Annotated in this window: 23 protein-coding genes; 14 read left to right on the forward strand and 9 right to left on the reverse strand. The window is 63.6% G+C overall.

Annotation, left to right across the window (positions count from 1 at the left end; genetic code table 11):
• Window positions 1-97: 97 nt before the first annotated feature.
• The 3 genes from BLQ92_RS14280 to BLQ92_RS14290 are packed head-to-tail and all read right to left on the reverse strand — an operon-like array spanning window position 98 to window position 2,786.
• Complete coding sequence (locus BLQ92_RS14280) at window positions 98-880, reverse strand: metal ABC transporter permease (protein ID WP_090685140.1); 783 nt, start codon at window positions 878-880, stop codon at window positions 98-100.
• On the reverse strand, window positions 873-1,811 hold the full coding sequence (locus tag BLQ92_RS14285) for an ABC transporter ATP-binding protein (RefSeq protein WP_090685141.1): 939 nt from the start codon (window positions 1,809-1,811) through the stop codon (window positions 873-875). Before BLQ92_RS14285 ends, BLQ92_RS14280 begins: the two co-directional genes overlap by 8 nt.
• A 24-nt stretch (window positions 1,812-1,835) precedes the next feature.
• Entirely contained in the window at window positions 1,836-2,786 is a 951-nt protein-coding gene (locus BLQ92_RS14290; protein WP_090685142.1) for a metal ABC transporter solute-binding protein, read from the reverse strand.
• Between the two features lie 415 nt (window positions 2,787-3,201).
• On the opposite strand from BLQ92_RS14290, the gene BLQ92_RS14295 reads away from it, so the two are divergent.
• The 6 genes from BLQ92_RS14295 to BLQ92_RS14320 all read left to right on the forward strand — a co-directional run bounded on the left by BLQ92_RS14295 (window position 3,202) and on the right by BLQ92_RS14320 (window position 9,295).
• Window positions 3,202-3,984 carry an L-iditol 2-dehydrogenase gene (locus BLQ92_RS14295; RefSeq protein WP_090685143.1) on the forward strand — a complete coding sequence of 261 codons (783 nt, stop codon included), beginning with the start codon at window positions 3,202-3,204 and terminating at the stop codon, window positions 3,982-3,984.
• Window positions 3,985-4,063: 79 nt separating this feature from the next.
• A complete protein-coding gene (locus BLQ92_RS14300; protein ID WP_090685144.1) occupies window positions 4,064-5,386 on the forward strand; it encodes an ABC transporter substrate-binding protein in 1,323 nt (440 codons plus the stop codon).
• A 180-nt stretch (window positions 5,387-5,566) separates the two neighbouring features.
• Window positions 5,567-6,502, forward strand: a complete 936-nt coding sequence (locus BLQ92_RS14305) for a carbohydrate ABC transporter permease (protein WP_090685285.1) — start codon at window positions 5,567-5,569, stop codon at window positions 6,500-6,502.
• Window positions 6,499-7,368, forward strand: coding sequence for a carbohydrate ABC transporter permease (locus BLQ92_RS14310; RefSeq protein ID WP_090685145.1), 870 nt, complete (start codon window positions 6,499-6,501; stop codon window positions 7,366-7,368). Before BLQ92_RS14305 ends, BLQ92_RS14310 begins: the two co-directional genes overlap by 4 nt.
• The gene (locus BLQ92_RS14315; protein WP_090685146.1) at window positions 7,365-8,093 is read left to right on the forward strand and encodes an HAD family hydrolase; all 729 of its coding nucleotides are present in this window, start codon (window positions 7,365-7,367) and stop codon (window positions 8,091-8,093) included. Before BLQ92_RS14310 ends, BLQ92_RS14315 begins: the two co-directional genes overlap by 4 nt.
• Window positions 8,094-8,185: 92 nt before the next feature.
• Window positions 8,186-9,295 carry an ABC transporter ATP-binding protein gene (locus tag BLQ92_RS14320; RefSeq protein WP_090685147.1) on the forward strand — a complete coding sequence of 370 codons (1,110 nt, stop codon included), beginning with the start codon at window positions 8,186-8,188 and terminating at the stop codon, window positions 9,293-9,295.
• A gap of 163 nt (window positions 9,296-9,458) precedes the next feature.
• On the opposite strand, the gene BLQ92_RS14325 is transcribed toward BLQ92_RS14320, so the two are convergent.
• The 3 genes from BLQ92_RS14325 to dalD form a co-directional block, all read right to left on the reverse strand.
• On the reverse strand, window positions 9,459-10,406 hold the full coding sequence (locus BLQ92_RS14325; RefSeq protein WP_090685148.1) for a sugar-binding transcriptional regulator: 948 nt from the start codon (window positions 10,404-10,406) through the stop codon (window positions 9,459-9,461).
• Between the two features lie 71 nt (window positions 10,407-10,477).
• Entirely contained in the window at window positions 10,478-11,959 is a 1,482-nt protein-coding gene (xylB, locus tag BLQ92_RS14330) for a xylulokinase (protein ID WP_090685149.1), read from the reverse strand.
• 30 nt (window positions 11,960-11,989) lie between these two features.
• Window positions 11,990-13,429, reverse strand: a complete 1,440-nt coding sequence (gene dalD / locus BLQ92_RS14335; protein ID WP_090685150.1) for a D-arabinitol 4-dehydrogenase — start codon at window positions 13,427-13,429, stop codon at window positions 11,990-11,992.
• A 398-nt stretch (window positions 13,430-13,827) separates the two neighbouring features.
• Between dalD and BLQ92_RS14340 the strand changes: the two genes are divergently transcribed.
• From BLQ92_RS14340 to BLQ92_RS14370, 7 genes are all read left to right on the forward strand, one after another.
• Window positions 13,828-14,817 carry an AraC family transcriptional regulator gene (locus BLQ92_RS14340; protein ID WP_090685151.1) on the forward strand — a complete coding sequence of 330 codons (990 nt, stop codon included), beginning with the start codon at window positions 13,828-13,830 and terminating at the stop codon, window positions 14,815-14,817.
• 87 nt (window positions 14,818-14,904) lie between these two features.
• The gene (locus BLQ92_RS14345) at window positions 14,905-15,867 is read left to right on the forward strand and encodes a substrate-binding domain-containing protein (RefSeq protein ID WP_425194888.1); all 963 of its coding nucleotides are present in this window, start codon (window positions 14,905-14,907) and stop codon (window positions 15,865-15,867) included.
• Window positions 15,868-15,935: 68 nt separating this feature from the next.
• Complete coding sequence (locus tag BLQ92_RS14350) at window positions 15,936-17,459, forward strand: sugar ABC transporter ATP-binding protein (RefSeq protein WP_090685152.1); 1,524 nt, start codon at window positions 15,936-15,938, stop codon at window positions 17,457-17,459.
• Window positions 17,446-18,453: an ABC transporter permease gene (locus BLQ92_RS14355; protein WP_090685153.1), complete on the forward strand. Its 1,008-nt coding sequence runs from the start codon at window positions 17,446-17,448 to the stop codon at window positions 18,451-18,453. The genes BLQ92_RS14350 and BLQ92_RS14355 overlap by 14 nt, the downstream gene beginning before the upstream one ends.
• Window positions 18,454-18,499: 46 nt before the next feature.
• The gene (locus tag BLQ92_RS14360; RefSeq protein WP_090685154.1) at window positions 18,500-19,588 is read left to right on the forward strand and encodes an alcohol dehydrogenase catalytic domain-containing protein; all 1,089 of its coding nucleotides are present in this window, start codon (window positions 18,500-18,502) and stop codon (window positions 19,586-19,588) included.
• Between the two features lie 102 nt (window positions 19,589-19,690).
• On the forward strand, window positions 19,691-21,235 hold the full coding sequence (locus BLQ92_RS14365; RefSeq protein ID WP_090685155.1) for an FGGY-family carbohydrate kinase: 1,545 nt from the start codon (window positions 19,691-19,693) through the stop codon (window positions 21,233-21,235).
• Window positions 21,232-21,969: an SDR family oxidoreductase gene (locus BLQ92_RS14370; RefSeq protein WP_090685156.1), complete on the forward strand. Its 738-nt coding sequence runs from the start codon at window positions 21,232-21,234 to the stop codon at window positions 21,967-21,969. The genes BLQ92_RS14365 and BLQ92_RS14370 overlap by 4 nt, the downstream gene beginning before the upstream one ends.
• A 48-nt stretch (window positions 21,970-22,017) precedes the next feature.
• Here the strand turns inward: BLQ92_RS14370 and kynA are convergent, their stop codons facing one another.
• From kynA to kynB, 3 genes are read right to left on the reverse strand one after another with little or no spacing between them, the layout of a single operon-like run.
• On the reverse strand, window positions 22,018-22,986 hold the full coding sequence (gene kynA / locus BLQ92_RS14375) for a tryptophan 2,3-dioxygenase (protein ID WP_090685157.1): 969 nt from the start codon (window positions 22,984-22,986) through the stop codon (window positions 22,018-22,020).
• 10 nt (window positions 22,987-22,996) lie between these two features.
• Window positions 22,997-24,247 (reverse strand): kynureninase, encoded by a 1,251-nt coding sequence (gene kynU, locus BLQ92_RS14380; protein WP_090685158.1) that lies wholly within the window; start codon window positions 24,245-24,247, stop codon window positions 22,997-22,999.
• Between the two features lie 29 nt (window positions 24,248-24,276).
• Entirely contained in the window at window positions 24,277-24,921 is a 645-nt protein-coding gene (kynB, locus tag BLQ92_RS14385; protein WP_090685159.1) for an arylformamidase, read from the reverse strand.
• 131 nt (window positions 24,922-25,052) lie between these two features.
• Here kynB and BLQ92_RS14390 point away from each other — a divergent pair, with 131 nt between their 5' ends.
• The gene (locus BLQ92_RS14390; RefSeq protein ID WP_090685160.1) at window positions 25,053-25,568 is read left to right on the forward strand and encodes an Lrp/AsnC family transcriptional regulator; all 516 of its coding nucleotides are present in this window, start codon (window positions 25,053-25,055) and stop codon (window positions 25,566-25,568) included.
• The last annotated feature ends 3 nt before the right edge of the window (window positions 25,569-25,571 follow it).

Below are 25,571 nucleotides of genomic sequence, written 5' to 3' on the forward strand. Positions count from 1 at the left end.
GACGTCGGACGCGGCACGCGTGCAGATCGACGCGTGCCGCTTTTGCGGCGCACGGTGAGTGGCGCAGCGAGCGAGACGCTCCGCTGCCCCTCACCCCCTAGCGCCGCCCCAACAAACTCCCCCCATACACCAGCGCTGCCAGCGCGGTGATCCAGAAGCTCGTCGGCCAATCCGTATAGAACGCGAGCGTGAGCCCGAGCCACGCCTGCACCAGCGCCAGCAACGCCGCGAGCACGAGCCCGGTGGAGAGTCTCGTGGTCAGGTTTTGCGCGGCGGCCGCCGGGCCCACCATCAGCGTGAACACCAGCAACACGCCGACGATCTGCGTGCACGCCGCCACTGCCAGTGCGGCAATCGCGAGGAACAGCACCGACACGAGCCGCAGCGACACGCCCTTGGCCTCGGCCAGCTCCGGCTGCAGCGATGCGAACAGCAACGGCCGCATGATTGCCGCGAGCGCCAGCAAGCTCAGCACGCCGAGGCCTGCCAGCACGCCCAATGTGGACGCGTTTACGCCGAGCACGTTACCGAACAGCAGCGCCGTGACCTGAGTCGCATAAGCGGTAAAGAAGTGCAGAAACAGCAGGCCAAAGCCGAGCGCGAGCGAGAGGATCACGCCAATCGCCACATCGCGCCCGGCGAGCTTTTCACCGAGCGCACCCATGCCGACACCGGCCGCGAGCGTGAAGCCGATCATCCCCCAGATCGGCGAGATGCCGATCAGCACGGCGCCGGTTGCGCCCGTAAAGCCGACGTGCGAGAGCGCGTGGCCGGCAAAGGTCTGTCCGCGCATCACCAGAAAGTAGCCGACAATCCCCGCCAGCACCGCGACGATCCCCGACGCCGCGAACGCGTTGACCATGAAATCGTATTCAAACATCGTTCGTGTGTCCGTCGCGTGAGGCGTGGTGATGGCTGTGGGTATGACCGTGGCCGTGCGCGTGCCCATGGCCGTGTGCACCACCATGATCGTGATCGTGGGCGTCGTCTTCGTGTTCGTGATCGTGCTTTTCGACTTCGACGTCGCCTGACATCACGAAGATGCGGCCGTTCACGCGCATCACGTCGATGGGTGAACCGTAGAGTCGCGACAGCACCGGCTTCGTGATGACTTCGTCGACGGTGCCGAGCGCCGCGACGCCGCTGCCGAGGTACAGCACGCGATCGAGCGCATGCAGCAGCGGATTGAGTTCATGCGCGGAAAACAGTACCGCGATGCCGAGTTCCTGCTGCACGTTGCGCACCAGTTCGACCACACTCTTTTGATGATGCGGGTCGAGGCTGATCAGCGGTTCGTCGAGCAGCAGCAGCTTGGGATTGCCGAGCAGGCACTGCGCGAGCAGCAGACGCTGGCGCTCGCCCCCTGACAGCTCCGACAAGGGCCGCGCCGCCAGGGCACGGCCGCCCACCAGATCGAGCACGCGTTCCACGTCGGCGCGGGTCTTCGCATCGGCGTGCGGCAGGCCCCAGCGGTGGCCGTCGGCGGCCATCGCGACAAAATCGCGGCCGCGCACCCGGCGGCCGGCGAGCGCGGCGCGTGTCTGCGGCATGTAGCCAATCGACGCATTGCCGCGCACCACCGGCTGCCGGAGCACGCGGATGGTGCCGCTCGCAGCCGGCACGAGGCCGAGCACGGCGCGCATCAGCGTGGTTTTGCCCGCGCCGTTCGGCCCGAGCACGCCGATAAATTCCCCTTGATTCACCTGCAGACTGGTGTCGCGCAGGATGACACGGCCGCCCAGTTCCAGCGTCACGTTCTCGAGTTCGAGAACGGGCGCGGCTTGGGACGGCGTGCGGCCAGTCAGATTCATTGCGTGGTTCCGTTGGTTGCTGCTTTACTTACCCGTTGCCGCCGCAGCCGCACCGGTGTCGCCCGCAGCCAGCGCCGCGCTGAGCGCGTCCAGTTGCGAGAGCATCCACACCTGGTAGTTCTTGCCGGCCGGTTCCGTCTCGGTGACGCTCATGGTCGGCACGTGCGATTGCTGGGCGAGTTTCAACATGCGTTTGGTCAGGGCCTCGGTTGCCTGGCTGTTATAGATCAGGACGCGCACGCGCTTTTCGCGCAGATCGCGTTCGAACGCGGCGATATCCGACGCGCTCGCTTCCGTGTCGTTCATCGTCGCCAACTGGAAGCGCATATTGCGCATCGACAGGCCGATTGCATCCGACATATAGCCGAACACCGGTTCCGTGGCCGTCACCGGCACGCCGGCATAGCGGCCATGCAGCTCGGCTACCTTGGCATCGATCGGCTTCAACGAATCGAGAAACTTCGCGAGGTTCGCATCGTACGCCGACTTGTTCGCCGGGTCAGCCGTTTCGAGTGCGGCGGTCACGGCGCGCGCTACCGCGGGCATCGTAGCCGGGTTGTACCAGAGGTGCGGATTGTCGCCGCCTTTCTTGCCGATCAGGTCGGCCGCGACGATGATCGTGCGCTTGGCATTGTTCTTCGACGCGTTCAGCAGCTTCGCCATCCACGGATCGTAGTCGGCGCCGTTGTAGACCACAAGGCTCGCATGCTGCAGCGCGCGCGCGGTCTTCGGGCTGGCTTCGAACAGGTGTGGGTCTTCGTCCGGGTTGCTCAGGATACTGGTGACATCGACGTGCTCGCCGCCCAGCTGATGCACCACGTCGCCATAGAAGTTTTCGGCGGCCACTACCTGGATCTTCGCGTCCTGCGCGAAAGCGGCCTGGCCGATCGCCAGCACGGCGGCGCCAGCCACCAGACACTTCGACAGGCCGAGCGCGCGGCGCGCTGCGAGCCACTTCAAGCTGAGTTCTTTCATCGGTATCCCTGCTGCATAAGCTAAGAGTTGGTGCGAGGGGCTTCCGGCCGGGCCGGGAGAGTGTCGCATTGAGGCGGGGATGCAATGATATAACGTATCTGCCGAGTTTGTCAGCGCCTGCTGACAGGGCGGGCGCGCAGGGAGCCGCCGTCGACCCGTGTCCCGACCTTGATCGGCATGCCGCCGTGGCGATTGGGCAGGGGCGTGGCGCGGCCCCGCGGCGGCTCGCGTGGCCGTCGAGCCGGGCCGCGGCGCGAGTGCGCGCGTCCTGCCGCGCTGCACCATCGAAATCTCGTTAACCGCCTTGACATGACCGGACACGTATCCGATCATTCGATCACTAACAGAGCAAATGATCACGCAACGAGCGTTCGCTCACCGCGCGGTAAAACTCGAACCGAACTGGAGACATGCAGTGTCAGCGCGATTGCAAGGGAAGGTAGCGATTCTCACGGGTGCGGCAAGCGGTATTGGTGAAGCCGTGGCCCGCCGGTATCTCGACGAAGGTGCGCGCTGCGTGCTGGTCGACGTGAAGCCGGCCGACAGCTTTGCCCAGTCGCTGCGCGAAACCGAGGGCGACCGGGTCCTGACACTAAGCGCCGATGTCACGCGTCGCGACGACATTCAACGGATTGTCGCGAGCGCCCTCGAACGCTTCGGCCAGATCGACATCCTCTTCAATAATGCGGCGCTGTTCGACATGCGCCCGATTCTCGACGAATCCTGGGACGTCTTCGACCGCCTGTTCTCGGTCAATGTAAAAGGCATGTTCTTCCTGATGCAAGCGGTTGCGCAGCGCATGGTCGAGCAGGGCCACGGCGGCAAGATCATCAATATGTCGTCGCAGGCGGGCCGGCGCGGCGAGGCACTTGTCTCGCACTACTGCGCAACCAAGGCGGCCGTACTAAGCTATACACAGTCGGCGGCGCTCGCACTCGCGCCGCACAAGATCAACGTCAACGGGATTGCCCCCGGGGTCGTGGATACGCCGATGTGGGATCAGGTCGATGCGCTGTTCGCCCGCTACGAGAACCGACAGCCGGGCGAGAAGAAGCGTCTGGTCGGAGAGGCGGTGCCGCTGGGCCGCATGGGCTTGCCCGAAGACCTGACCGGCGCGGCGCTGTTCCTGGCTTCGGCCGATGCCGATTACATCACCGCGCAAACTCTGAACGTCGACGGCGGCAACTGGATGAGCTAAGAAATGCGCTTTCGCCAGCGCGCCGCCCCTTTTGTATAACAACGCAGTCAAACATAACGTACTAGAAAGGAGACAAGTGATGAAAGCAGCCATGAAACCCGCGCTCAAGGCGGTCGGCGCCGCCGCTGTCGCGTGCGCAGCACTGAACGCGTCGGCCGCGACCGTGACGATTGCGACCTTGAACAACCCGGACATGATCGAGCTGAAGAAGCTGTCGCCGGCGTTCGAGCAGGCCAATCCGGACATCAAGCTCAACTGGGTGATTCTCGAAGAAAACGTGCTGCGTCAGCGCGCCACCACCGACATTACGACTGGCAGCGGCCAGTTCGACGTGATGACGATCGGCGCCTACGAGACGCCGCAATGGGGCAAGCGCGGCTGGCTCACGCCGATCACGAACCTGCCCGCCAGCTACGATCTGAACGACGTCGTGAAGACGGCCCGCGACGGGCTGTCCTACAACGGCTCGCTGTATGCGTTGCCGTTCTACGTCGAAAGCTCGATGACCTACTACCGCAAGGACCTGTTTGCGGCGAAGGGTCTGACGATGCCGGATCAGCCGACCTATGACCAGATCCAGCAGTTCGCCGACAAGCTGACCGACAAGGCCAACGGCGTCTACGGCATCTGCCTGCGCGGCAAGGCCGGTTGGGGCGAAAACATGGCATACGCGACCACGGTCGTGAACACCTTCGGCGGCCGCTGGTTCAACGAGAAGTGGGAACCGCAACTGACCTCGCCGGAATGGAAGAAGGCCATCACCTTCTACGTCAACCTGCTGCAGAAAGACGGCCCTCCGGGAGCGAGCTCGAACGGCTTTAACGAGAACCTGACGCTGATGTCATCGGGCAAGTGCGCGATGTGGATCGATGCGACGGTGGCGGCCGGCATGCTGTACAACAAGCAGCAATCGCAGATTGCCGACAAGGTTGGCTTCGCGGCAGCCCCGATCGAAGTCACGCCGCACGGCGCTCACTGGCTGTGGGCCTGGGCGCTGGCGATTCCGAAGTCGTCGAAGCAGGCTGACGCGGCGAAGAAGTTCATCGCCTGGGCGACCTCGAAGGAATACATCGAGATGGTCGCGAAGGACGAAGGCTGGGCCTCGGCGCCTCCGGGAACCCGTCAGTCGACCTATGCACGTCCTGAGTACAAAGCGGCGGCCCCGTTTGCCGACTTCGTGCTGAAGGCGATCGAAACGGCTGACCCGAATCATCCGACGCTCAAGCCGGTGCCGTACACCGGTGTGCAGTTCGTCGGCATTCCTGAGTTCCAGTCGTTCGGCACGGTAGTGGGTCAGAGCATCTCGGGTGCGCTGGCCGGCCAGATGACGGTCGATCAGGCTCTGGCAGCCGGGCAGGCCACCGCCGAACGCGCCGTGCGTCAGGCGGGTTATCTGAAGTGACGTGAAACACGCCGGCTGACGCCAGTCAGCCGGCCCTTGCAGCACAGCGGGCCGTCACGGCTGAACCGTTACGCCTGAGCCAGCCATGTACCGGTCGCACTTGCCTCGCCGCGACCGGCGGCGCCCGGGTTGAACCTCAGCCGCGCGTATCCCGCGCATTACCGTACAGGTGGTCACATCATGCGTCCTCTGCGCCTTCCTCTCATGCATGCCCATCCCCAGACTGAAAAAGAGCGCGAAACGCGCAAGGCCGCGTCCGCACGCTGGCTAGTGACACCCTCCACCGCCGTGCTGGTGCTGTGGATGGCGATTCCTCTGGCGATGACGATCTGGTTTTCGTTCACGCATTACAACCTGCTCAACCCGGATGAAAAGGGTTTTGCCGGCATCGACAACTACAAGTACCTCGCCACCGATCCGTCGTTCGGGCCGTCGATCTTTCATACGCTCGAACTGATCGTCGCCACGCTGGTGATTACGGTGGTGGGCGGTGTGCTGATGTCGGTGCTGTTCGACCGCAAGTTCTACGGCCAGGGTATCGCCCGGCTGCTGGCGATTGCGCCGTTCTTCGTGATGCCGACCGTGAGCGCGCTGATCTGGAAGAACATGATCCTGCACCCGGTGTACGGCCTGATCGCGCAGGGTATGCGCGCCATCGGCCTGACACCGATCGACTGGTTCGCCGACTATCCGCTCACCGCGATCATCATGATCGTCTCGTGGCAGTGGCTGCCGTTCGCCTTCCTGATTCTGTTCACCGCGATCCAGTCGCTCGACCAGGAGCAGAAGGAAGCGGCCAAGATCGACGGTGCGGGCGCTTTCTCGATGTTCTTCTACATCACGCTGCCGCACCTGAGACGGGCGATTGCGGTGGTGGTGATGATGGAAACCATTTTCCTGCTGTCGATCTTCGCGGAAATCTACACGACCACCGGCGGCGGCCCGGGCACAGCGACCACCACGCTGTCTTACCTGATCTACGCGCTCGGCCTGCAACAGTTCGACGTCGGGCTTGCCTCGGCGGGCGGGATTCTCGCCGTGGTGCTGGCCAACATTGTGTCGTTCTTCCTTGTGCGGATGCTCGCGAAGAACCTGAAAGGGGAGTACGAAAAATGAGCCACGTTGCCGCTTCACCCGTCGCCTCGACGACGACTTCATCGAAGAACGCGCCGTGGGCCGTCTTCAAGCGCGCCATTCCCGGTGTGCTTGCCTGGGCGATCGCGCTGCTGCTGTTCTTCCCGATCTTCTGGATGACGATCACCGCGTTCAAGACCGAGCAACAGGCCTACGCATCGTCGCTGTTTTTCATCCCGACGCTCGACAGTTTTCGTGAGGTCTTCGCGCGCAGCAACTATTTCTCGTTCGCCTGGAATTCGGTGATGATCTCGGCGGGCGTGACGGTGGTTTGCCTGCTGCTTGCCGTGCCCTGCGCCTATGCGATGGCGTTCTTTCCGACGCGCCGCACGCAGAGTTTGCTGCTGTGGATGCTGTCGACCAAGATGATGCCGTCGGTCGGCGTGCTGGTGCCGATTTATCTGCTGTGGAAGAACACCGGGATGCTCGATACCGTCTCGGGGCTGATCATCATCTACACGCTGATCAACCTGCCGATTGCGGTATGGATGACCTTCACGTACTTCGCCGAGATCCCGCGCGACATTCTCGAAGCCGGGCGTATCGACGGCGCGGCAACCTGGCAGGAAATCGTCTACCTGCTGATGCCGATGTCGCTGCCGGGTCTCGCGTCGACCGCACTGCTGCTGGTGATCCTGTCGTGGAACGAGGCGTTCTGGAGCATCAACCTGTCAAGTTCGAACGCAGCGCCGCTGACCGTGTTTATTGCGTCGTATTCGAGTCCTGAAGGATTGTTCTGGGCCAAGCTCTCGGCCGCTTCGCTGCTGGCGGTGGCGCCGATCCTGATCGTCGGCTGGCTGTCGCAGAAGCAACTGGTGCGTGGCCTGACCTTCGGGGCGGTTAAATGACCGTTAAACCCGTGACAGGCAACGGCGGCAACCCCGCGAGCGAAGTCCGGCTGGCGTTGATCTGCGATTGCGACGGTGTACTGATCGACAGCGAAGCGGTGGCGGCGCGCATGCTGGTGCACGAACTGCAGGCGCGCTGGCCGGACACCGACGTCGAACCGGTGGTACTGCCGCTGCTCGGGCTGCGCATCGAACGGGTGCTCGAAAATGCCGCAGCGCAACTTGGCCGGAGTTTGAGCGCAGCCGACATGGAGGCGATTCGTCATGCGGTCGAAGCCGCGGCGATGCAGGCGCCCGCCGTGACCGGCATTGCCGAGGCGCTCGCGCAGATTCCGCTCATCAAGGCCTGTGCGAGCAACAGCTTCAAGGCGTATGTGCAGACGGTGCTGACGCGTACGGGCCTCGAGCCGTTCTTCGGCGGGAGGCTCTATTGCGCGGATTCGGTGGCACTGCCGAAGCCGGCCCCCGATGTGTATCTGGCGGCGGCGCAAGGTTTCGGCATCGCAAACACGGCCTGCCTGGTGGTGGAGGACAGCGTCACCGGCGTCACGGCGGCAAGCGCAGCGGGCATGACGGTGCTTGCTTTTATCGGCGGCGGTCACGCGAGCGATGCGCAGATCGGCGCGTTGCGCGCCGCGGGTGCGAGCCACGTATTCGACGACATGACGCAACTGCCCGCGCTGGCGGCGCAATGGACGCTGCGGGTGACGGCAGAATTGCATTGAGGGAGGCGCTGCCATGACGATGCCCAAAGAGGGCTGTCAGCAGGCGCAGTCGACTGGTTTAACGTAGTACGAGCAACACACGGAGACACATCATGGCAAGCTTAACGCTGCGCAACATCAGAAAGGCCTACGACGACAACGAAGTGATGCGCGACATCAATCTCGACATCGCGGACGGTGAATTCGTGGTGTTCGTCGGCCCGAGCGGCTGCGGCAAATCCACGCTGATGCGCATGATCGCAGGCCTCGAAGACATCACCAGCGGCGATCTGAATATCGACGGCACGCGCGTGAACGATATCCCGCCGGCCAAGCGCGGTATCGCGATGGTGTTCCAGTCGTACGCGCTCTATCCGCACATGACGCTGTACGACAACATGGCCTTCGGCCTCAAGCTCGCCGGCACCAAGAAACCGGAGATCGACACGGCGGTGCGCAATGCAGCGAAGATCCTGCATATCGACCACCTGCTCGATCGCAAGCCGAAACAGTTGTCGGGCGGTCAGCGGCAACGGGTGGCGATTGGCCGCGCGATCACGCGCAAGCCGAAGGTGTTCCTGTTCGACGAACCGCTGTCGAACCTCGACGCCGCGCTGCGCGTGAAGATGCGGCTGGAATTCGCCCGTCTGCACGACGAACTGAAGACCACCATGATCTACGTGACGCACGATCAGGTCGAAGCCATGACACTGGCCGACAAGATCGTGGTGCTTTCGGCGGGCAACGTGGAGCAGGTTGGCAGTCCGACGATGCTGTATCACGCGCCGGCTAACCGCTTCGTGGCGGGTTTTATCGGCTCGCCGAAGATGAACTTCATGGAAGGCGTGGTGCAGTCGGTCACGCACGACGGCGTCACGGTGCGCTATGAAACCGGCGAGACCCAGCGCGTGGCGGTGGAGCCGGGCGCGGTGAAGCAGGGCGACAAGGTGACGGTCGGGATTCGCCCCGAGCATCTGCATGTGGGCATGTCGGACGACGGCGTCTCGGCGCGCACCATGGCGGTCGAGTCGCTGGGCGACGCGGCGTATCTGTACGCGGAATCGAGCGTGTCGCCGGAGGGGCTGATTGCACGGATTCCGCCGCTTGAACGGCATACGAAGGGCGAAACGCAGAAGCTCGGCGCGACGCCTGAGCATTGCCATCTGTTCGACGCTGAAGGCAAGGCGTTCCAGCGCAAGATCGTCGAGGTGCTGGCGGCTTGAGTTGGGGGAGGCTGGATGCGCCGCGAGGGCGGCGCAGCTTGGGGCGTCGCGCCGCGCTCGCGGCGTGGCACCGCTGCGTGCACCGGGGCGGTGCTTTATCCCGCATGGGCCGGTTCGGCGGAGGGCATCCGCCGAAGCATGACTGGCGTCTCCGCTTGTTCGTTCAGGCTTCCAGCGCGGCCCGTGCGCACAACTCGTCAGTCACCAGCCCCGACAGCCAGCCGCCCTTGAGCACCGCGATCACCGCATCGTGCTTGCGCTCGCCGCCGGCGAAGCCAATCGTGGGCCGCCGCGGCGGCGAATCCAGCGCCACGCTGGTGACACGCTGACCCGTCGGCGATTCGACATGCGCGCCCGAGGCATCGATCGGCAAGCCGAGCATCTCGGCCACCGCCTTGCGTTGCACCAGTTCCTTCACTTCGGCTGCCGTAATAAAACCGTCCTCGTGCAGCGGACAATGCGGCCCGACATTGCCGATCCCGACAAACGCGACATCCGCTTCGCTCGTCAGCGATTCGACGATCCGGTACAGGCGGTGATTGCACCACTGCGCACGCTCGGCTTCGCTATCGGCGAGCAGCGGCGCGGGCAGCAGAAAATGCTTGCCGCCGGTCTTCTCCGAAATGTGCAGCGCGACGTCATAGCGGTTCGAGGAGCCGTCCTGGGCGATTGCCCCGACCATCGATACCAAGCGGTGCTGTGGGCGGTCTAGCTGGGCGATCTGATCGACCGCGGCTTTGAGCGTACGGCCGCTGCCCACCGCGATCACCATCGGCTTTTCTTCGTTCAGGTAGCGTTCCATCACCTGCGCACCGGCGACGGCCAGCTTGCGGTCGATCTCCTCGGCGCTGTCGCTGTCGACCGGCACCACCTCGCACATCGACAACCCATAGCGCTTCGACAACTGCTCGGCGAGCGCGAGGCAATCCGCGAGCTGATGATCGACGCGCACGCGGATCAGGTTCTTCTCGACCGCGAACGCGACCAGCCGCTGCGCTACCGGGCGCGAGACCTGCAGCTTCTCCGCGATCTCATTTTGCGTATTGCCGGCGACGTAATAGAGCCACGCGGCGCGCGTGGCGAGATCGAGTTTTTCGTTGGACTTGGGCACGATGGGCTTCTTGTGGTTGGCGCCGATGATAGCAGCGGCTCAGCCTGCTGATGTCGGCATGGACGTCGTCACTAAGCCAGCTGCTCGCGCGACGGGTCGAACAGCGGCCGCACATGTCGGTACAGCGCCCGGAAACCATCGAGGCGCGAGCGCAATGCCGCGCGCCTCACCGGGTCCGGCGTGAACTCCATTTCCACCGGCGGCTTGGTCAGCACCTGCGCCGGATCGCCGCCTGCCGCCAGCCAGCCGAGGCGGGCCGCGCCGAGCGCCGCGCCCGTCTCGCCGCCGCCGTGCTTGCGGGTGGTGGTATTGAGCGCGTCGGCGAGCAACTGCGCCCAGTAGCTGCTGCGCGCACCGCCGCCGAGCAGCGATAGTGCGTTCGTTTCGGTACCGGCCGCGCGCAGGGCATCGAGCCCGTCCGTCAGCGCGAAAGTCACGCCTTCGAGCACCGCATAGCCGAGCAGCGCGCGATCGGTCGCATGGTTCATGCCGAAGAACACGCCCTGCGCATACGGATCGTTATGGGGTGTGCGTTCGCCGGACAGATAGGGCAGGAAGAACGGCGCGCTTACCAACGCCTCGGGCGCGAGCGCTTCGATTTCGGCGAGCAGCGTGGGCTCGTCGGTGGAGGTGAGCTTGCAGACCCAGCGCAGGCAACTGGCCGCGGAGAGCACGACGCTCATCTGATGCCAGCGGTCCGGAATCGCATGGCAGAACGCGTGCACGGCGGAGGCCGGATTGGGCCGGAAACTGTCGCCGACCACGCACAGCACGCCCGAGGTGCCAAGCGAGACGAAGCCGTCGCCCGGTTGCGTCGCGCCGATGCCGATGGCGCTCGTCGCGTTGTCGCCGCCGCCCGCTGCGACCACCACAGCTTCGCTCAGGCCGAACTCGCGGGCCACGTCGGCGCGCAAGGTGCCGGACGATTCGCTGCCTTCGCAGAGGCGCGGCATCTGCGCGCGGCGCATGTCACAGGCGGCCAGCAGCGTGTCGGACCAATCGCGCTTCGCCACATCGAGCCATAGCGTGCCCGCGGCATCCGACGGATCGGAGACCTTGTCGCCCGTCAGTTGCAGCCGCAGATAATCCTTCGGCAGCAGCACGCTCGCCATCTGCCGGAAAATCTCCGGCTCGTGGCGCGCGACCCAGAGCAGCTTGGGTGCGGTGAAGCCGGGCATGGCGAGGTTGCCGGCAATCCGATGCAGTTCGGGTGCGCGTGCGGTCAGCTCGGCGCATTCCTCCACGCTGCGCATATCGTTCCACAGGATCGCCGGGCGCAGCACACGGTCTTGCGCATCGAGCAGTACCGCACCGTGCATCTGCCCGGACAGGCCGATGCCGCGCACCTGGGCGAACTCGTCAGGATGCTTTGCGCGCAGCGCGAACAGGGCGGCACGAGTGCCGTCCCACCAGTCGCAGGGATTCTGTTCGGCCCAGCGCTGATGCGGGCGCGAAACGGTGAACGGAGAGCCTGCCGTACCGACCACGCGGCCGTTGGACGCGAGCAGCAGGACTTTCACTTCGGACGTGCCGAGGTCGATGCCGAGATACATGGGCGCGGAACCTTCGTCGTTGGGGATGCGCTACTTTAGCCTCACATGGCGGGGGATGCCATGGGCGTTAGACCTGGCGAGCCACGCATCCACGCGGGCCAATGCACCGCGCAACGCCTTCTCCAGATGCGTCGTCTGCGCCATGCTGCCCCACAGCAGCCGGTCGGCGCAGAACGCCTGCAGTGGATCGGGCGCGGCAAAGAAGCCGCGCGCGACGCGTTCGTCCATCACGCCATCCTGATACGCATACGGCAGCTTGCCGGCCTGCCAGCGGTCGAGAAAGCGGAAGAACAACGCCGGCAGCACCGCAGTGGCCGCCGGTTCGACGCCGCGCTCGAAACATTCGGCGAGCGTCGGCGCGATGAAACCGGGGATCTTCGAAAAGCCATCGGCCGCAACGCGCTGATTGGTGTCCTGGATATGCGGATTGCTGAAACGGTCCAACACGACATCGCGATAGCGCGCCAGATCGAGCGGGCTCGGCGTGAGGCAGGGAATCACGTCCTGCGTGACGTAATCGAAGGCGAACTGGCGGATCTCCGGATCGAGCGTGCCTTCGTGGATGTAGTTCAGCCCGGCCAGCGTGCCCGCCCAAGCGATGCAGCTATGGGTGGCGTTCAGGATGCGGATCTTGGCTTCTTCGTACGGCACGACCGAGTCGACCAGTTCCGCGCCGACCCGCTCCCACGCAGGACGTCCGGCGCAGAAACGGTCCTCGATCACCCACTGGATAAACGCTTCGCCCATTACCGGCACCGCGTCGTCGAAGCCGGTGGCGGCGAGCACGCGCTCGCGCACGTCGGGGGTAGGGCGTGGCGTGATGCGGTCGACCATCGAACTCGGCGAGGTCGTGTTGGCGTCGAACCAGGCGCGCAGCGCGTTGGCGTTGCGCCGCTCGAGAAACTCGCTCATCCCCGCATGGAAGCGCTCGCCGTTGCTGCGCAGGTTGTCGCAGCTTTGCAGCGTCACCGGGCCGGCATTGCGCTGCATGCGTGCCTCGAGAATCGCCGCCAGCGCGCCGTAGATGGTGGTGTGGGCGCCGTTCAGATCGGCGGCGAGATCGGGGAGGGCGGTATCGAGCCGGTCGTGCTCGTCGAGGTAATAGCCGCCCTCGGTGACGGTGAACGCAATGATCTTGCAGGCCGGATCGGCGCCGGCTTCGATCAGCCCGTCGAGGCTGTCGGACCACGGCACCACGCGTTCGATCGAACGCACTGTCTCATACGCACGTTCGCCGCCGGGCGTGACGGTTTCGAGCGTATAGACGCCGTCCTGCGCCGCGAGCGCTTCGAGCACGGGATTCATGTCGCCGCGAATATTGCCCACCGTGAGCGACCAGCGCGCTTCGCCTTCCTTGCGTAGCTCGTTCAACCGGTGCAGATACCACGCCTGGTGGGCGCGGTGAAACGATCCTGCGCCAATGTGCAAGATCACGTGGGCGTCCGCGACGCCGCTTTGGCCACTGTTCATGTGTGTCTCCTATGTCGACCGGAGTTGGCCGGTAGAGGCGTGCATTTTCTGATTTGGAGCATTTGCTCTGTATGTGAGCGAATGATCGTACCCGGCGAATCGAAAGTCAAGGCGGCAAACGCCTCAATCTGTGGCGCAGCGCCGCGCGGCGGGCCTTGTACGGAGCAAGCGGGCCGTGCGCGACGTTCTGCGGAGCCGCTTCGCGGGGCTGCTGCATTGCATCAAATTTGACATCGAAAGCGTCAGGACTAACCCGAATGCAAAAAAGTATCGGTCAGCGGTTTCATTTTTAGTGGTGCGGCGCGCCTTTGGGGGGTAATTTTCGTTACACAAACCGAAGCCCGGCGGCGCGCTAAAAACCAGCGCTGCAGCCAAGCCGCTTCAATGGAGGAAGACACGTGCAACCCGATCTCGAACTCGTGGCTGTGCGCCGCGACGAATCGTTCAAGGCGTGGTACCACGGTTATCCGTACCGTACGGTGCGCTGGCATTTCCACCCCGAATACGAAATCCATCTGATCGTGGCGACCACGGGCAAGATGTTCGTCGGCGATCACATTGGCAGCTTCGCGCCTGGCAATCTGGTGCTGATGGGGCCGAACCTGCCGCACAACTGGGTGAGCGACGTGCCCGAGGGCGAAACCATCGAGCAGCGCAATCTGGTCGTGCAGTTCGGTCAGGAGTTCGTCGCGCACTGCATGGAGAGCTTTCCCGAGTGGCGTCAGGTGGAGGCTTTGCTGGCGGCCTCGCGGCGTGGCGTGTCGTTCGATGCGCAAACCAGTGCGGCGATCCGGCCGCTGTTTATCGAGTTGCTGGATGCACGTGGCCTGCGCCGTATCGTGCTGTTCATGTCGATGCTCGAAGTGCTGGTGAGCGCTCAGGATACCGAACTGCTGGCGAGCCCGGCGTATCAGGCTGACCCGACCGGCTTCGCCGCGACGCGCATCAATCATGCGCTGTCGTATATCGGCAAAAATCTGTCCTCCGAGTTGCGTGAGTCGGATCTCGCCCAACTGGCGGGCCAGAGCGTCAGTGCATTCTCGCGCTATTTCCGCCGTCATACCGGCATGCCGTTCGTGCAGTACGTGAACCGCATGCGCATCAATCTCGCCTGCCAGTTGCTGATGGACGCCGAGTTGAGCGTGACCGACATCTGCTACAAGGTCGGTTTCAACAACCTGTCCAATTTCAACCGGCAGTTCCTGATCGCCAAGGGCATGGCGCCCTCGAAGTTCCGCCGTTACCAGCAGTCGAACGACGCAAGCCGCGACGCCTCCGAGGAAGCGGCGGCCCGCGGCGTCGGCATCGCCAACGCGCCGGCGATCGTCCCGGCCGTCCAGACCCCCAGCCACACGCGGCTTAACCCAGCCGCGTATCCACCGACGTAACGCTTCGCCTCACCCGTGTTTCAACGCTCATCGCGTGGCTCAAGACCACGCGAGGGACAAGCTCATCCTCAAGATCTGGAGACAACCATGACGCAAACCACGCTGAAGCCGCTCCCGTTCAATCCCCTCGTACGCCTTGCACGTCTGCCGGCCCTGAGCGCCGCGCTCGCGCTCGGCATGTCGCTGGTCGGCGCGAGCGCTGCACACGCCGCGCCGCTGAAGATCGGCATGACGTTTCAGGAACTGAACAATCCCTACTTCGTGACGATGCAAAAGGCCTTAAACGATGCGGCGGCGACGATCGGCGCAGATGTCGTGGTCACCGACGCGCACCACGATGTGAGCAAACAGGTGAGCGATGTCGAGGACATGCTGCAGAAGAAGATCGACATTCTGCTGGTGAACCCGACGGATTCGACCGGCATTCAGTCGGCAGTCGTATCGGCGAAGAAGGCTGGTGTGGTGGTGGTGGCGGTCGATGCGAACGCGAACGGTCCGGTCGACTCGTTCGTCGGCTCGAAGAATTTCGATGCCGGCCAGATGTCCTGCGATTACCTCGCCAAAGCAATTGGCGGCAGCGGTGAAGTGGCGATTCTCGATGGCATTCCCGTGGTGCCGATTCTGGAGCGCGTACGCGGTTGCAAGGCGGCGCTCGCCAGGTTTCCGAACGTGAAGATCGTCGATACGCAGAACGGCAAGCAGGAGCGCGCCACGGCGCTGACGGTCACCGAAAACATGATCGAGGCGCATCCGAATCTCAAGGGTCTTTTCAGCGTGAACGACGGCGGCTCGATGGGAGCGCTCTCGGCGATCGAATCGTCGGGTAAGGACATCAAGCTGTCGAGCGTGGATGGCGCGCCGGAAGCGATTACGGCGATCCAGAAGCCAAACTCGAAGTTCATCGAGACCTCGGCGCAATTCCCTGCTGACCAGGTGCGCATCGCGGTCGGCGTTGCGCTCGCCAAAAAGTGGGGCGCCAATGTACCGAAAGCCATCCCGGTCGACGTAAAGCTGGTCGACAAGAGCAACGCCAGGGGCTTTAGCTGGTAAGCCGTACGCGCGCGGCGTGGCGAGCTTTTGAAGCATGCCGCGCCGCTCGTGCAGCAAAGGAGGAGCCGATGGACTCGATACTCAAGCTTGACCGCATCACCAAGAGCTTCCCCGGCGTGAAGGCGCTGCAGGGCATTCACCTGGAGATCGCACGTGGCGAGATTCATGCGTTGCTCGGCGAGAACGGCGCGGGCAAGTCGACACTCATGAAGATTTTGTCCGGCATCTATCAGCCCGACGAAGGGACGATTACGCTCGAGGGCGAGGAGCGGCACTTCGGCAACTATCACGACGCGGTGGCCGCCGGTGTGGGGATCGTGTTTCAGGAGTTCAGCCTGATTCCGTATCTGAATGCCGTGGAGAATATGTTTCTTGGCCGCGAGTTGCGCAATGGCCTGGGCATGCTCGACCGAGCGCGGATGCGGCGCGCCGCGGCGGAGATTTTTGTGCGGCTGGGCGTGACGATCGACCTGTCGGTGGAGATCCGCGAATTGTCGGTTGCGCAGCAGCAGTTCGTGGAAATCGGCAAGGCGCTCTCGCTCAATGCGCGCATCCTGATTCTCGACGAACCGACGGCGACGCTCACGCCAGCCGAGGCCGAGCACCTGTTTGCAATCATGCGTGAACTGAAGCAGCAGGGGGTAGCGATGATCTTCATCTCGCACCACCTCGAAGAGATATTCGAAGTCTGTGACCGCATTACCGTGCTGCGCGACGGCCAATACGTCGGTGTGACGGAGGTGGCGCACACCGATGTCGGGCGGCTCGTCGAGATGATGGTGGGGCGGCGCATCGAAAGCAGCTTTCCGCCCAAGCCGACGCTGCGCAGCGATGCGAAAGTCGTGCTCGACGTGAACGCGTTGCAGCTACAAAAAGACGGGCCGGTAAACCGCTTCTCGCTGCGCGAAGGCGAGATTCTCGGCTTCGCTGGACTGGTCGGCTCTGGCCGTACCGAAACCGCGCTGGCGGTGATCGGCGCGGACCCGGCTCACGTCAAGGACATTCGCATCAATGGCGCCGTTGCGAACCTCTCGGATCCTGCGGACGCTTTAAAAGCGGGTGTCGGCATCCTGCCGGAGAACCGCAAGACCGAGGGGCTCGTGACGGACTTCTCGATCAAGCAAAACATCTCGATCAACAACCTCGGCAAATACCGTTCGCTGCGCTTCTTTATCGACCGGCGCAGCGAAGCGCGCTCGACTGCCGACATTATGAAGCGCGTTGGCGTCAAGGCGCCAAGCATGCATACCGAGGTGGCAACGCTCTCCGGCGGCAATCAGCAGAAGGTGGTGATTGCACGCTGGCTCAACCATCACACCCACATCCTGATCTTCGACGAACCGACACGCGGCATCGACGTCGGCGCGAAAGCGGAGATCTACCTGCTGATGCGCGAACTCACCGCGCGCGGCTACTCGATCATCATGATCTCGTCCGAATTGCCGGAGGTCGTCGGCATGTGCGACCGCGTAGCCGTGTTTCGCCAGGGCCGCATCGAAGCGATCCTCGAAGGCGACCAGATCGACTCGAACGCCGTGATGACTTACGCGACAGCCGGCTCTTCTCGTGGAGCAACTCATGAACACGCCTAATCCTTCCTCATCGCCCAAGACCTCCACCGTCAGCGGCAACACGGCCGGGGCGCCGGTTCGTCTCTCGTGGGCCAGCCTGAAGCGCTCGACGGTCTTCTATCCGTTCGTCGGCTTGGCTGTGGTGTGCGTCGTCATGGTGTTCGCGAGCAACAGCTTTCTGTCGGCGGCGAACATCGAGAACGTGCTGCGTCAGGTATCGATCAACGCCATCATCGCGGTCGGCATGACCTGTGTGATCCTGACGGGCGGCATCGACCTGTCGGTGGGGTCCGTGATGGCGCTGTCGGGCACGCTTGCTGCGGGTCTGATGGTTGCTGGGATGAATGCGGCGGCGGCGCTGGTGGTCGGCATCGCGGTGGGCCTCGGCTTCGGCGCAGCGAACGGCTTTTTCGTCGCTTACGCCGGCATGCCGCCCATCATCGTCACGCTCGCGACCATGGGGATTGCGCGCGGTCTGGCGCTGATCTACACGGGCGGCTATCCGATCGACGGCCTGCCCGACTGGGTCAGCTTCTTCGGCAGCGGCAAGGTGCTCGGCGTTCAGGCGCCCGTCGTGATCATGCTGGTGATCTATGCGATTGCGTGGGTGCTGCTCGAACGCATGCCGTTCGGCCGCTACGTCTACGCGATCGGCGGCAATGAACAGGCCACGCGACTGTCCGGTGTGCGAGTGGCCCGCGTGAAGCTGATCGTCTACATGCTGGCGGGGCTGACCTCCGCGTTCGCTTCCATCGTGCTCACCGCGCGCTTGATGAGCGGTCAGCCGAACGCCGGCATTGGCTTCGAACTCGACGCGATTGCTGCGGTGGTGATGGGCGGCACGTCGATTTCCGGCGGGCGCGGCTCGATTATCGGCACGTTGATCGGTGCGCTCTTGCTCGGCGTGCTGAACAACGGCCTGAACATGGTCGGCGTGAACCCCTACGTGCAGAACGTGATCAAGGGCGGAATCATCCTGCTCGCGATTTATATCAGCCGCGATCGCCGCAAGTGATCTGCCTCTTCGATCGATTGATTTTCCTTTCTCGCAGGACAATGCAATGACGACTCAAGATAACGCACACAACATGACAGCCATCGTCTGTCATGCACCTAAGGACTACCGTGTCGAGCAGGTGGCCAAGCCTAAGGCACGCGCACATGAACTGGTGATCCGCATCGCTGCGTGCGGTATTTGCGCGAGCGACTGCAAGTGCCATTCCGGCGCCAGGATGTTTTGGGGCGGCCCGAGCCCATGGGTGAAAGCGCCGGTGATTCCGGGGCACGAGTTCTTCGGCTTTGTCGAGGAACTGGGCGAGGGCGCGGCCGAACATTTCGACGTCAAGGTGGGCGACCGCGTGATTGCCGAACAGATCGTGCCGTGCGGCAAATGCCGCTATTGCAGATCCGGCCAGTACTGGATGTGCGAAGTGCATAACATCTTCGGCTTCCAGCGCGAGGTCGCGGACGGCGGTATGGCCGAGTACATGCGTATTCCGCCGACTGCGATCGTGCACAAGATTCCCGATGGCATCTCGCTGGAAGATGCGGCAATCATCGAGCCGCTCGCCTGTGCGATTCATACGGTCAACCGCGGCGATCTGCAGCTCGACGATGTAGTGGTGATCGCCGGCGCGGGACCGCTCGGCTTGATGATGGTGCAGGTCGCGCATCTGAAAACGCCGAAGAAGCTGGTGGTGATCGACCTGGTGGAAGAGCGTCTTGCGCTCGCCCGCGAGTATGGCGCGGACGTGACCATCAATCCGAAGCAGGACGATGCGCTGGCGATTATCCACTCCTTGACGCAGGGCTATGGGTGCGACGTCTACATCGAAACCACCGGCGTGCCTGCCGGCGTCACGCAGGGCATGGATCTGATTCGCAAGCTCGGACGCTTCGTCGAGTTTTCTGTGTTCGGCAGCGAGACTACAATGGATTGGTCGGTGATCGGCGATCGCAAAGAGCTCGATGTGCGCGGCGCGCATCTGGGGCCGTACTGCTATCCGATTGCTATCGATCTGCTGGCGCGCGGGTTGGTGACGTCGAAGGGCATTGTCACTCACGGCTTTTCGCTGGAAGAATGGGACGAGGCGATCAAGGTCGCGAACTCGCTCGATTCGATCAAGGTGTTGATGAAGCCGCGCACTTGAGCGTGAGCCTGTGCCTGGGCGCAGCGCGTTAGCCATGCGCCGTCGCCCAGCACGAAAGCGCCCACGAGCGCACGCAAGAAGCGGCACAAGAACGGAGACTTTATGGATTACGTTATCGGCGTCGATATCGGCACCCAGAGTACCAAGGCGCTAGTCGTCGATCAGCACGGCACGATCATCGCGCAACACGCGTGCAGCTATCAGCCGGATACCCCGAAACCGCTATGGGCCGAACAGTGGCCTTCGGTGTGGTTGAAGGCGGTGGTGGGCTGTATTTCGCGTTGTGTCGAAAAGGCCAAAGTGGAGGGCATCTCCGCTGCCTCTATCAAGGCGGTCTGCGTGAGCAGCCTGTACGGCGGTTCGGGCATTCCGGTCGACAGCGAAATGCGCCCGCTTTATCCATGCCTGATCTGGATGGATCGCCGGGCGACCGATCAGGTCGAATGGGTGCGTGAGAACGTCGACCTCGAGCGCTTGTATGCGATTACCGGCAACGGCGTAGACAGCTACTACGGCTATACGAAGATGCTGTGGTTGCGCGAACACGAGCCGGACGTGTGGTCGAAGACGCGTTATTTCTTGCCACCCAATGCGTATCTGATCTACCTGCTGACTGGCGAAGTGGCGGTGGATCACAGTTCGGCGGGCAACATTGGTGGCGTGTACGACATTGCGCGGCGCGACTGGTCGGACGAAGCGCTCGATATGCTGGGCATTCCGGCAACCATGATGCCGGATCGGCTGGTCGACTCATCCGAAGTGGTGGGTGGCCTGCTGTCGCAATGGACCGATCAGCTCGGCCTGAAGGCCGGCACGGCGATCGTTGCGGGTGGTGTCGATGCGGCCATGGCGACGTTTGCCGCGGGCGTCACGCGTGCTGGACAGCATGTTGCGATGATCGGCACCAGCATGTGCTGGGGCTATATCAACCAGAAAGTCGATGCGCGTCATGGCCTGGTCAGCATGCCGCACGTGTTCAACGGCCAGCACGATATCTATATCTTCGGCGGCGCGATTACGGCGGGCGCATCGGTCACGTGGTATCGCGAGCAGTTCTGCCATGCCGAGACCGAAGCGGCCCGTTCGTTGACGCATGGCGATCCGCATACGCTGCTCGAAGAGGCCGCGGCGAAAATTCCAGCCGGCTCCGATGGCGTGCTGTTTCTGCCGTATTTGATGGGTGAGCGCAGCCCTGTGTGGGATGCGAAGGCGAGCGGCGCGTTTGTCGGCTTGAGCCTGTTTCATACGCGGGCGCATTTGTATCGTGCGGTGCTGGAAGGCGTGTCGTTTGCGCTCAAGCACAATATCGAAGCGGGACGTAAAGGCGCGCAGTCGCTCGACGACAAGCTGATCGTCGTGGGCGGTGCGGCCCATTCCGACATGTGGATGCAGATCATTGCCGATATCACCGGCTATACCGTCTTCACCATCGAGCAGGAAGTGGAGGCGGCAATGGGCGCCGCGCTGCTGGCGGCCGTGGGCGTCAAGCTGGTGTCGCATGAGGCCGCGCAAGGCGGATGGGTCAAGCTGATCGAGCGGGCCCAGCCGGATCCGCAACGCGTCGCTTTGTATGCGGAGCGTTTTGGCGTCTACACTGATTTGTACCCTGCCTTGAAACCGGTCATGCACCGGCTGCAGCCCAAATGAAAACGACTTTCGACTTTTCCGGACGCTCGGTGCTTGTGACGGGTGCTTCGAGCGGCATTGGCCGTGTCACCGTCGAGTTGCTGTGCGCGAGCGGCGCGAGCGTCGTCGCGGCGGCGCGTAACGTCAACGAACTGGCGCGCCTTGCGGAGGAGACCGGCTGCGAGCCGCTGGTGCTCGATGTCGGCGATCCTGTTGCGATCGACGATGCGCTGACGGGTCTCGATCCTTTCGATGGCCTCGTGAATTGTGCGGGCATCGCGCTGCTCGAACGGGCGATCGATACGAGCGCCGCGAGTTTCGACCACGTGATGGCGGTCAACGCACGCGGTGCCGCGCTAGTGGCGCGTCACGTGGCGCGGGGGATGATCGACGGCAAGCGGCAGGGCAGCATCGTCAATGTGTCGAGCCAGGCGGCGCTCGTCGCACTCGACGATCATCTCAGTTATTCCGCGTCGAAAGCGGCGATGGATGCGATCACGCGAGCCTTGTGTATCGAACTCGGGCCGCACGGGATTCGGGTGAATAGCGTGAATCCGACGGTGACGCTCACGCCGATGGCCGTGCAGGCGTGGAGCGATCCGGCTAAACGCGAACCGGCGCTGCAGGGGATTCCGTTGCGGCGGTTTGCTGAACCGCATGAGGTGGCGGAGCCGATCCTGTTTCTGCTGAGCGATGCGGCTTCGATGATCAGCGGAGTGGCGTTGCCGATTGATGGGGGTTTCACGGCGCGCTGAGATGCATGCGCGCCGTGCCTGACTGAATACGCTTGCTGGGCAAGTGGACTAGAGCATCGTCCTTACGTGCCACAACTCCGGAAACAGCACCACGTCTAGCATCTTGCGCAGATACACTGCCCCGCTCGTGCCGCCTGTGCCTTGCTTGAAGCCAATGATCCGCTCAACCGTCGTCACATGCCGGAAGCGCCACTGCCTGAACGCGTCTTCCAGATCGACCAGCTCCTCGGCCATCTCGTACAACTCCCAGTGCTGTGACGGATTGCGATAGACCTCGAGCCACGCCGCTTCCACCGACGCATCGTGCGTAGTCGGCTGCGTCCAGTCGCGCTCCAGGCGCTCCGGTGCGATCGCAAAGCCGCGTCGCGCCAGCAGGCGGATCACTTCGTCATAAAACGAAGGCGCCTCTAGCGTCGCCTTAACCTCAGCGAGCACGTCAGGCCGATGCGCATGCGGCTTCAGCATCAGCTCATTCTTGTTGCCCAGCAGGAATTCGATCTGCCGGTACTGATGCGACTGAAATCCGGACGAGCTGCCCAGATAAGGACGCATCGCCGTGTATTCCGACGGGGTCATCGTCGACAGCACGCTCCACGCCTGCACCAGTTGCTCCATGATGCGCGAGACACGCGCCAGCATCTTGAACGCGGGCGGCAATTCGTCGCGATGCACGGCATCGAGTGCAGCACGTAGCTCATACAACGCGAGCTTCATCCACAGTTCACTGGTCTGATGCTGGATGATGAACAGCATCTCGTTGTGATCGGGCGAGAGCGGATGCTGGGCGGAGAGAATCGAGCCAAGCGACAGGTAATCCCCATAGCTCATCGACTTCGAAAAATCGAGCTGGGCGTTATGCCAGCCGTCGTCGTCCGCCGCCGGCACGTGCGGTGCCGAAGCAACGTGGGCCGCAGCAGCGCCGCTGCCGTGACCAAAGGGACATCCGCCTTGGGCCGGCGCGGCACCGGACGCTTCCGGCGAACCAGGAATTCCCGGCGTTTGCATATGATCGGTCATCGCAGGCTCCTCAGGTCACCGCGCCGCGAGCGGCGAATTCGGGCGCACGCCAGGTCTCTTTGGCGAGTACCTCGTGCAGCGTTTCGACGGCATCCCACACATCGACAAAGCGCGTGTACAGCGGCGTAAAGCCGAAGCGCAACACACGCGGCTCGCGATAGTCGCCGATCACGCCGCGCGCGATCAAGGCCTGCATCACTTCATAGCCGTGCGGATGTTCGAAGCTCGCATGCGAGCCGCGCTGCGCGTGGTCGCGCGGCGTGACGAGCGTGAGCGGAAACTCGGCGCAACGCGATTCGACCAGTTCGATAAACAGATCGGTCAGCGCCAGCGACTTGCGGCGGATCGCCTGCATATCGGTTTGCAGGAACACATCCAGGCCGCATTCGACCAGCGCCATCGACACCATCGGCTGCGTGCCGCACAAAAAGCGTCCCACACCGTCGTCCGGCTTGTAGACCGGGTTCATCTCGAACGGTGCGCGATGGCCCCACCAGCCCGACAGCGGCTGCGCGAATGCATTCTGATGGCGATGCGGCACCCATACGAAGGCCGGCGACCCGGGGCCGCCATTCAGATACTTGTAGGTGCAGCCCACCGCGTAGTCAGCGCCGACGCCGTTCAGATCCACCGGCACCGCCCCGGCCGAATGCGCCAGATCCCACAGCGCAAGCGCGCCCTTGTCGTGAATCAGCCTGGTCAGCGCGGCCATGTCGTGCATGTAGCCGGTGCGGTAGTTGACGTGCGTGATCATCGCGATTGCCGTATCGTCGCCGATCGCCGCCGGCAGTTCGGACGGATCGTCGACGAGGCGCAGCTCGTAACCCCGGTCGAGCTGCTCGATCAGGCCTTGCGCGATATACAGGTCGGACGGGAAATTCGACCGCTCTGAGACGATCACACGCCGCTTCGGGTCACGTTCGTTAGCGACGCGCACAGCGGCCGAGAGCAGCTTGAACAGGTTGATCGAAATCGTATCGGTGACGACCACCTCGTTGTGCGCCGCGCCGATGAGCGGCGCGAGCTTGTTGCCGAGGCGCCGCGGCAGCGTGAACCAGCCCGCGCTGTTCCAGCTGCGGATCAGTCCTTCGCCCCATTCGGCGGCGATCACGCTCTGCGCACGCTGCGCGGCTGCGGCGGGCGGCACGCCGAGCGAATTGCCGTCGAGATAAATGGTGCTCGCGGGCAGCGCGAACTGATTGCGCAGCGGGGCCAGCGGGTCGGCGCGGTCGAGCGCTACGGCTTCGTCACGATTCTTCATGATGGTCCAGAGTCAAAAAATAAGGGGGATCAGGTGAGGTCTGCGGCGGGCAGGGCGCGCAGCACGGCGCGCACCGGGCTCGCATCGAGCGTGGCGAATTTGAGCGGCAGGGCGATCAGTTCGTAGTCTCCCGGCGCCACCGCATCCAGCACGATGCCTTCGAGAATCGCCATGCGGTGCGCCCGGATGCGGTGATGGGCGTCCATGGTCTTCGATTCCTGCGGGTCCAGCGACGGCGTGTCGATACCGATCAGCTTGACCCCATGGGCCGCCAGCAGGTCGATCGTCTCCGGCGCGACCGCGCAGAACGCGCTGTCCCACGCCGTGGTCGGCGCCTGCTGGTAGGTGCGCAGCAGCACGCGCGGCGGCAGACGGTCGAGCGCACCGGCCACATGCTCGGGCGTGACGACCGGCGCCGCGCCGATGCAGTGAATCACGCGGCAGCGGCCCAGGTACGCGTCGAGCGGCACGGCACCGATGGCGGCGCCCTCGGCGTCGTAATGGAGCGGTGCATCGGTATGCGCGCCGGTGTGCGGCGAGAGTGTGAGCCGGGCGACATTGACCGGCGAGCCGGCTTCCATGCGCCAGACGCGCTCGATCGTGACTGGCGTATCGCCCGGCCAGACGGGCGTCGCGGTGTCGACGGCGGGGGTGATGTCCCAGAGTGTAGTCATGTCTCCGATGTGCCTTGCTGTGTATGCCTCGAATGATAGGCAAGGCGTGGCGAAATGTGCTTGCGAAAAAATCTCGTTTTTTGGTCTCCCTTGGAACATAATTTGATTCAAATAGGAAAGGGAGACCGAATATGAACGCGATCTCGCTCGACGCCACCGATTGCCGTATCTTGACGGTGCTTCAGCAAGAGGGACGGATCAGCAATCTCGACCTGGCGGAGCGAATCTCGCTCTCGCCCTCCGCGTGCCTGCGCAGGTTGCGCTTGCTGGAAGAGCAGGGGGTGATCGAACGTTACCGGGCGTGCCTGAACCGCGAGGTGCTGGGCTTCGAACTGGAGGCATTCGTGCAGGTGTCGATGCGCAACGACCAGCAAAACTGGCACGAGCGCTTTGCCGAGGCGTTGCGGGACTGGCCGGAGGTGGTCGGGGCGTTCGTCGTGACGGGCGAGACCCATTACCTGCTGCGGGTGCTCGCGCATAACCTCAAGCACTATTCGGACTTCGTGCTGCAGCGGCTGTATAAGGCGCCCGGCGTGATGGATATCCGCTCGAACATCGTGCTGCAGACGCTCAAGGAGGATTCGGGCGTGCCGGTGGCGCTGGTGCCGGGGGCGTCGGTCAGAAGCAGCGTGGCCGCGGGCGACTGAGGG

Origin of the sequence: Paraburkholderia phenazinium, assembly GCF_900100735.1 — a bacterium.
Classification (GTDB): Bacteria; Pseudomonadota; Gammaproteobacteria; order Burkholderiales; family Burkholderiaceae; genus Paraburkholderia; species Paraburkholderia phenazinia.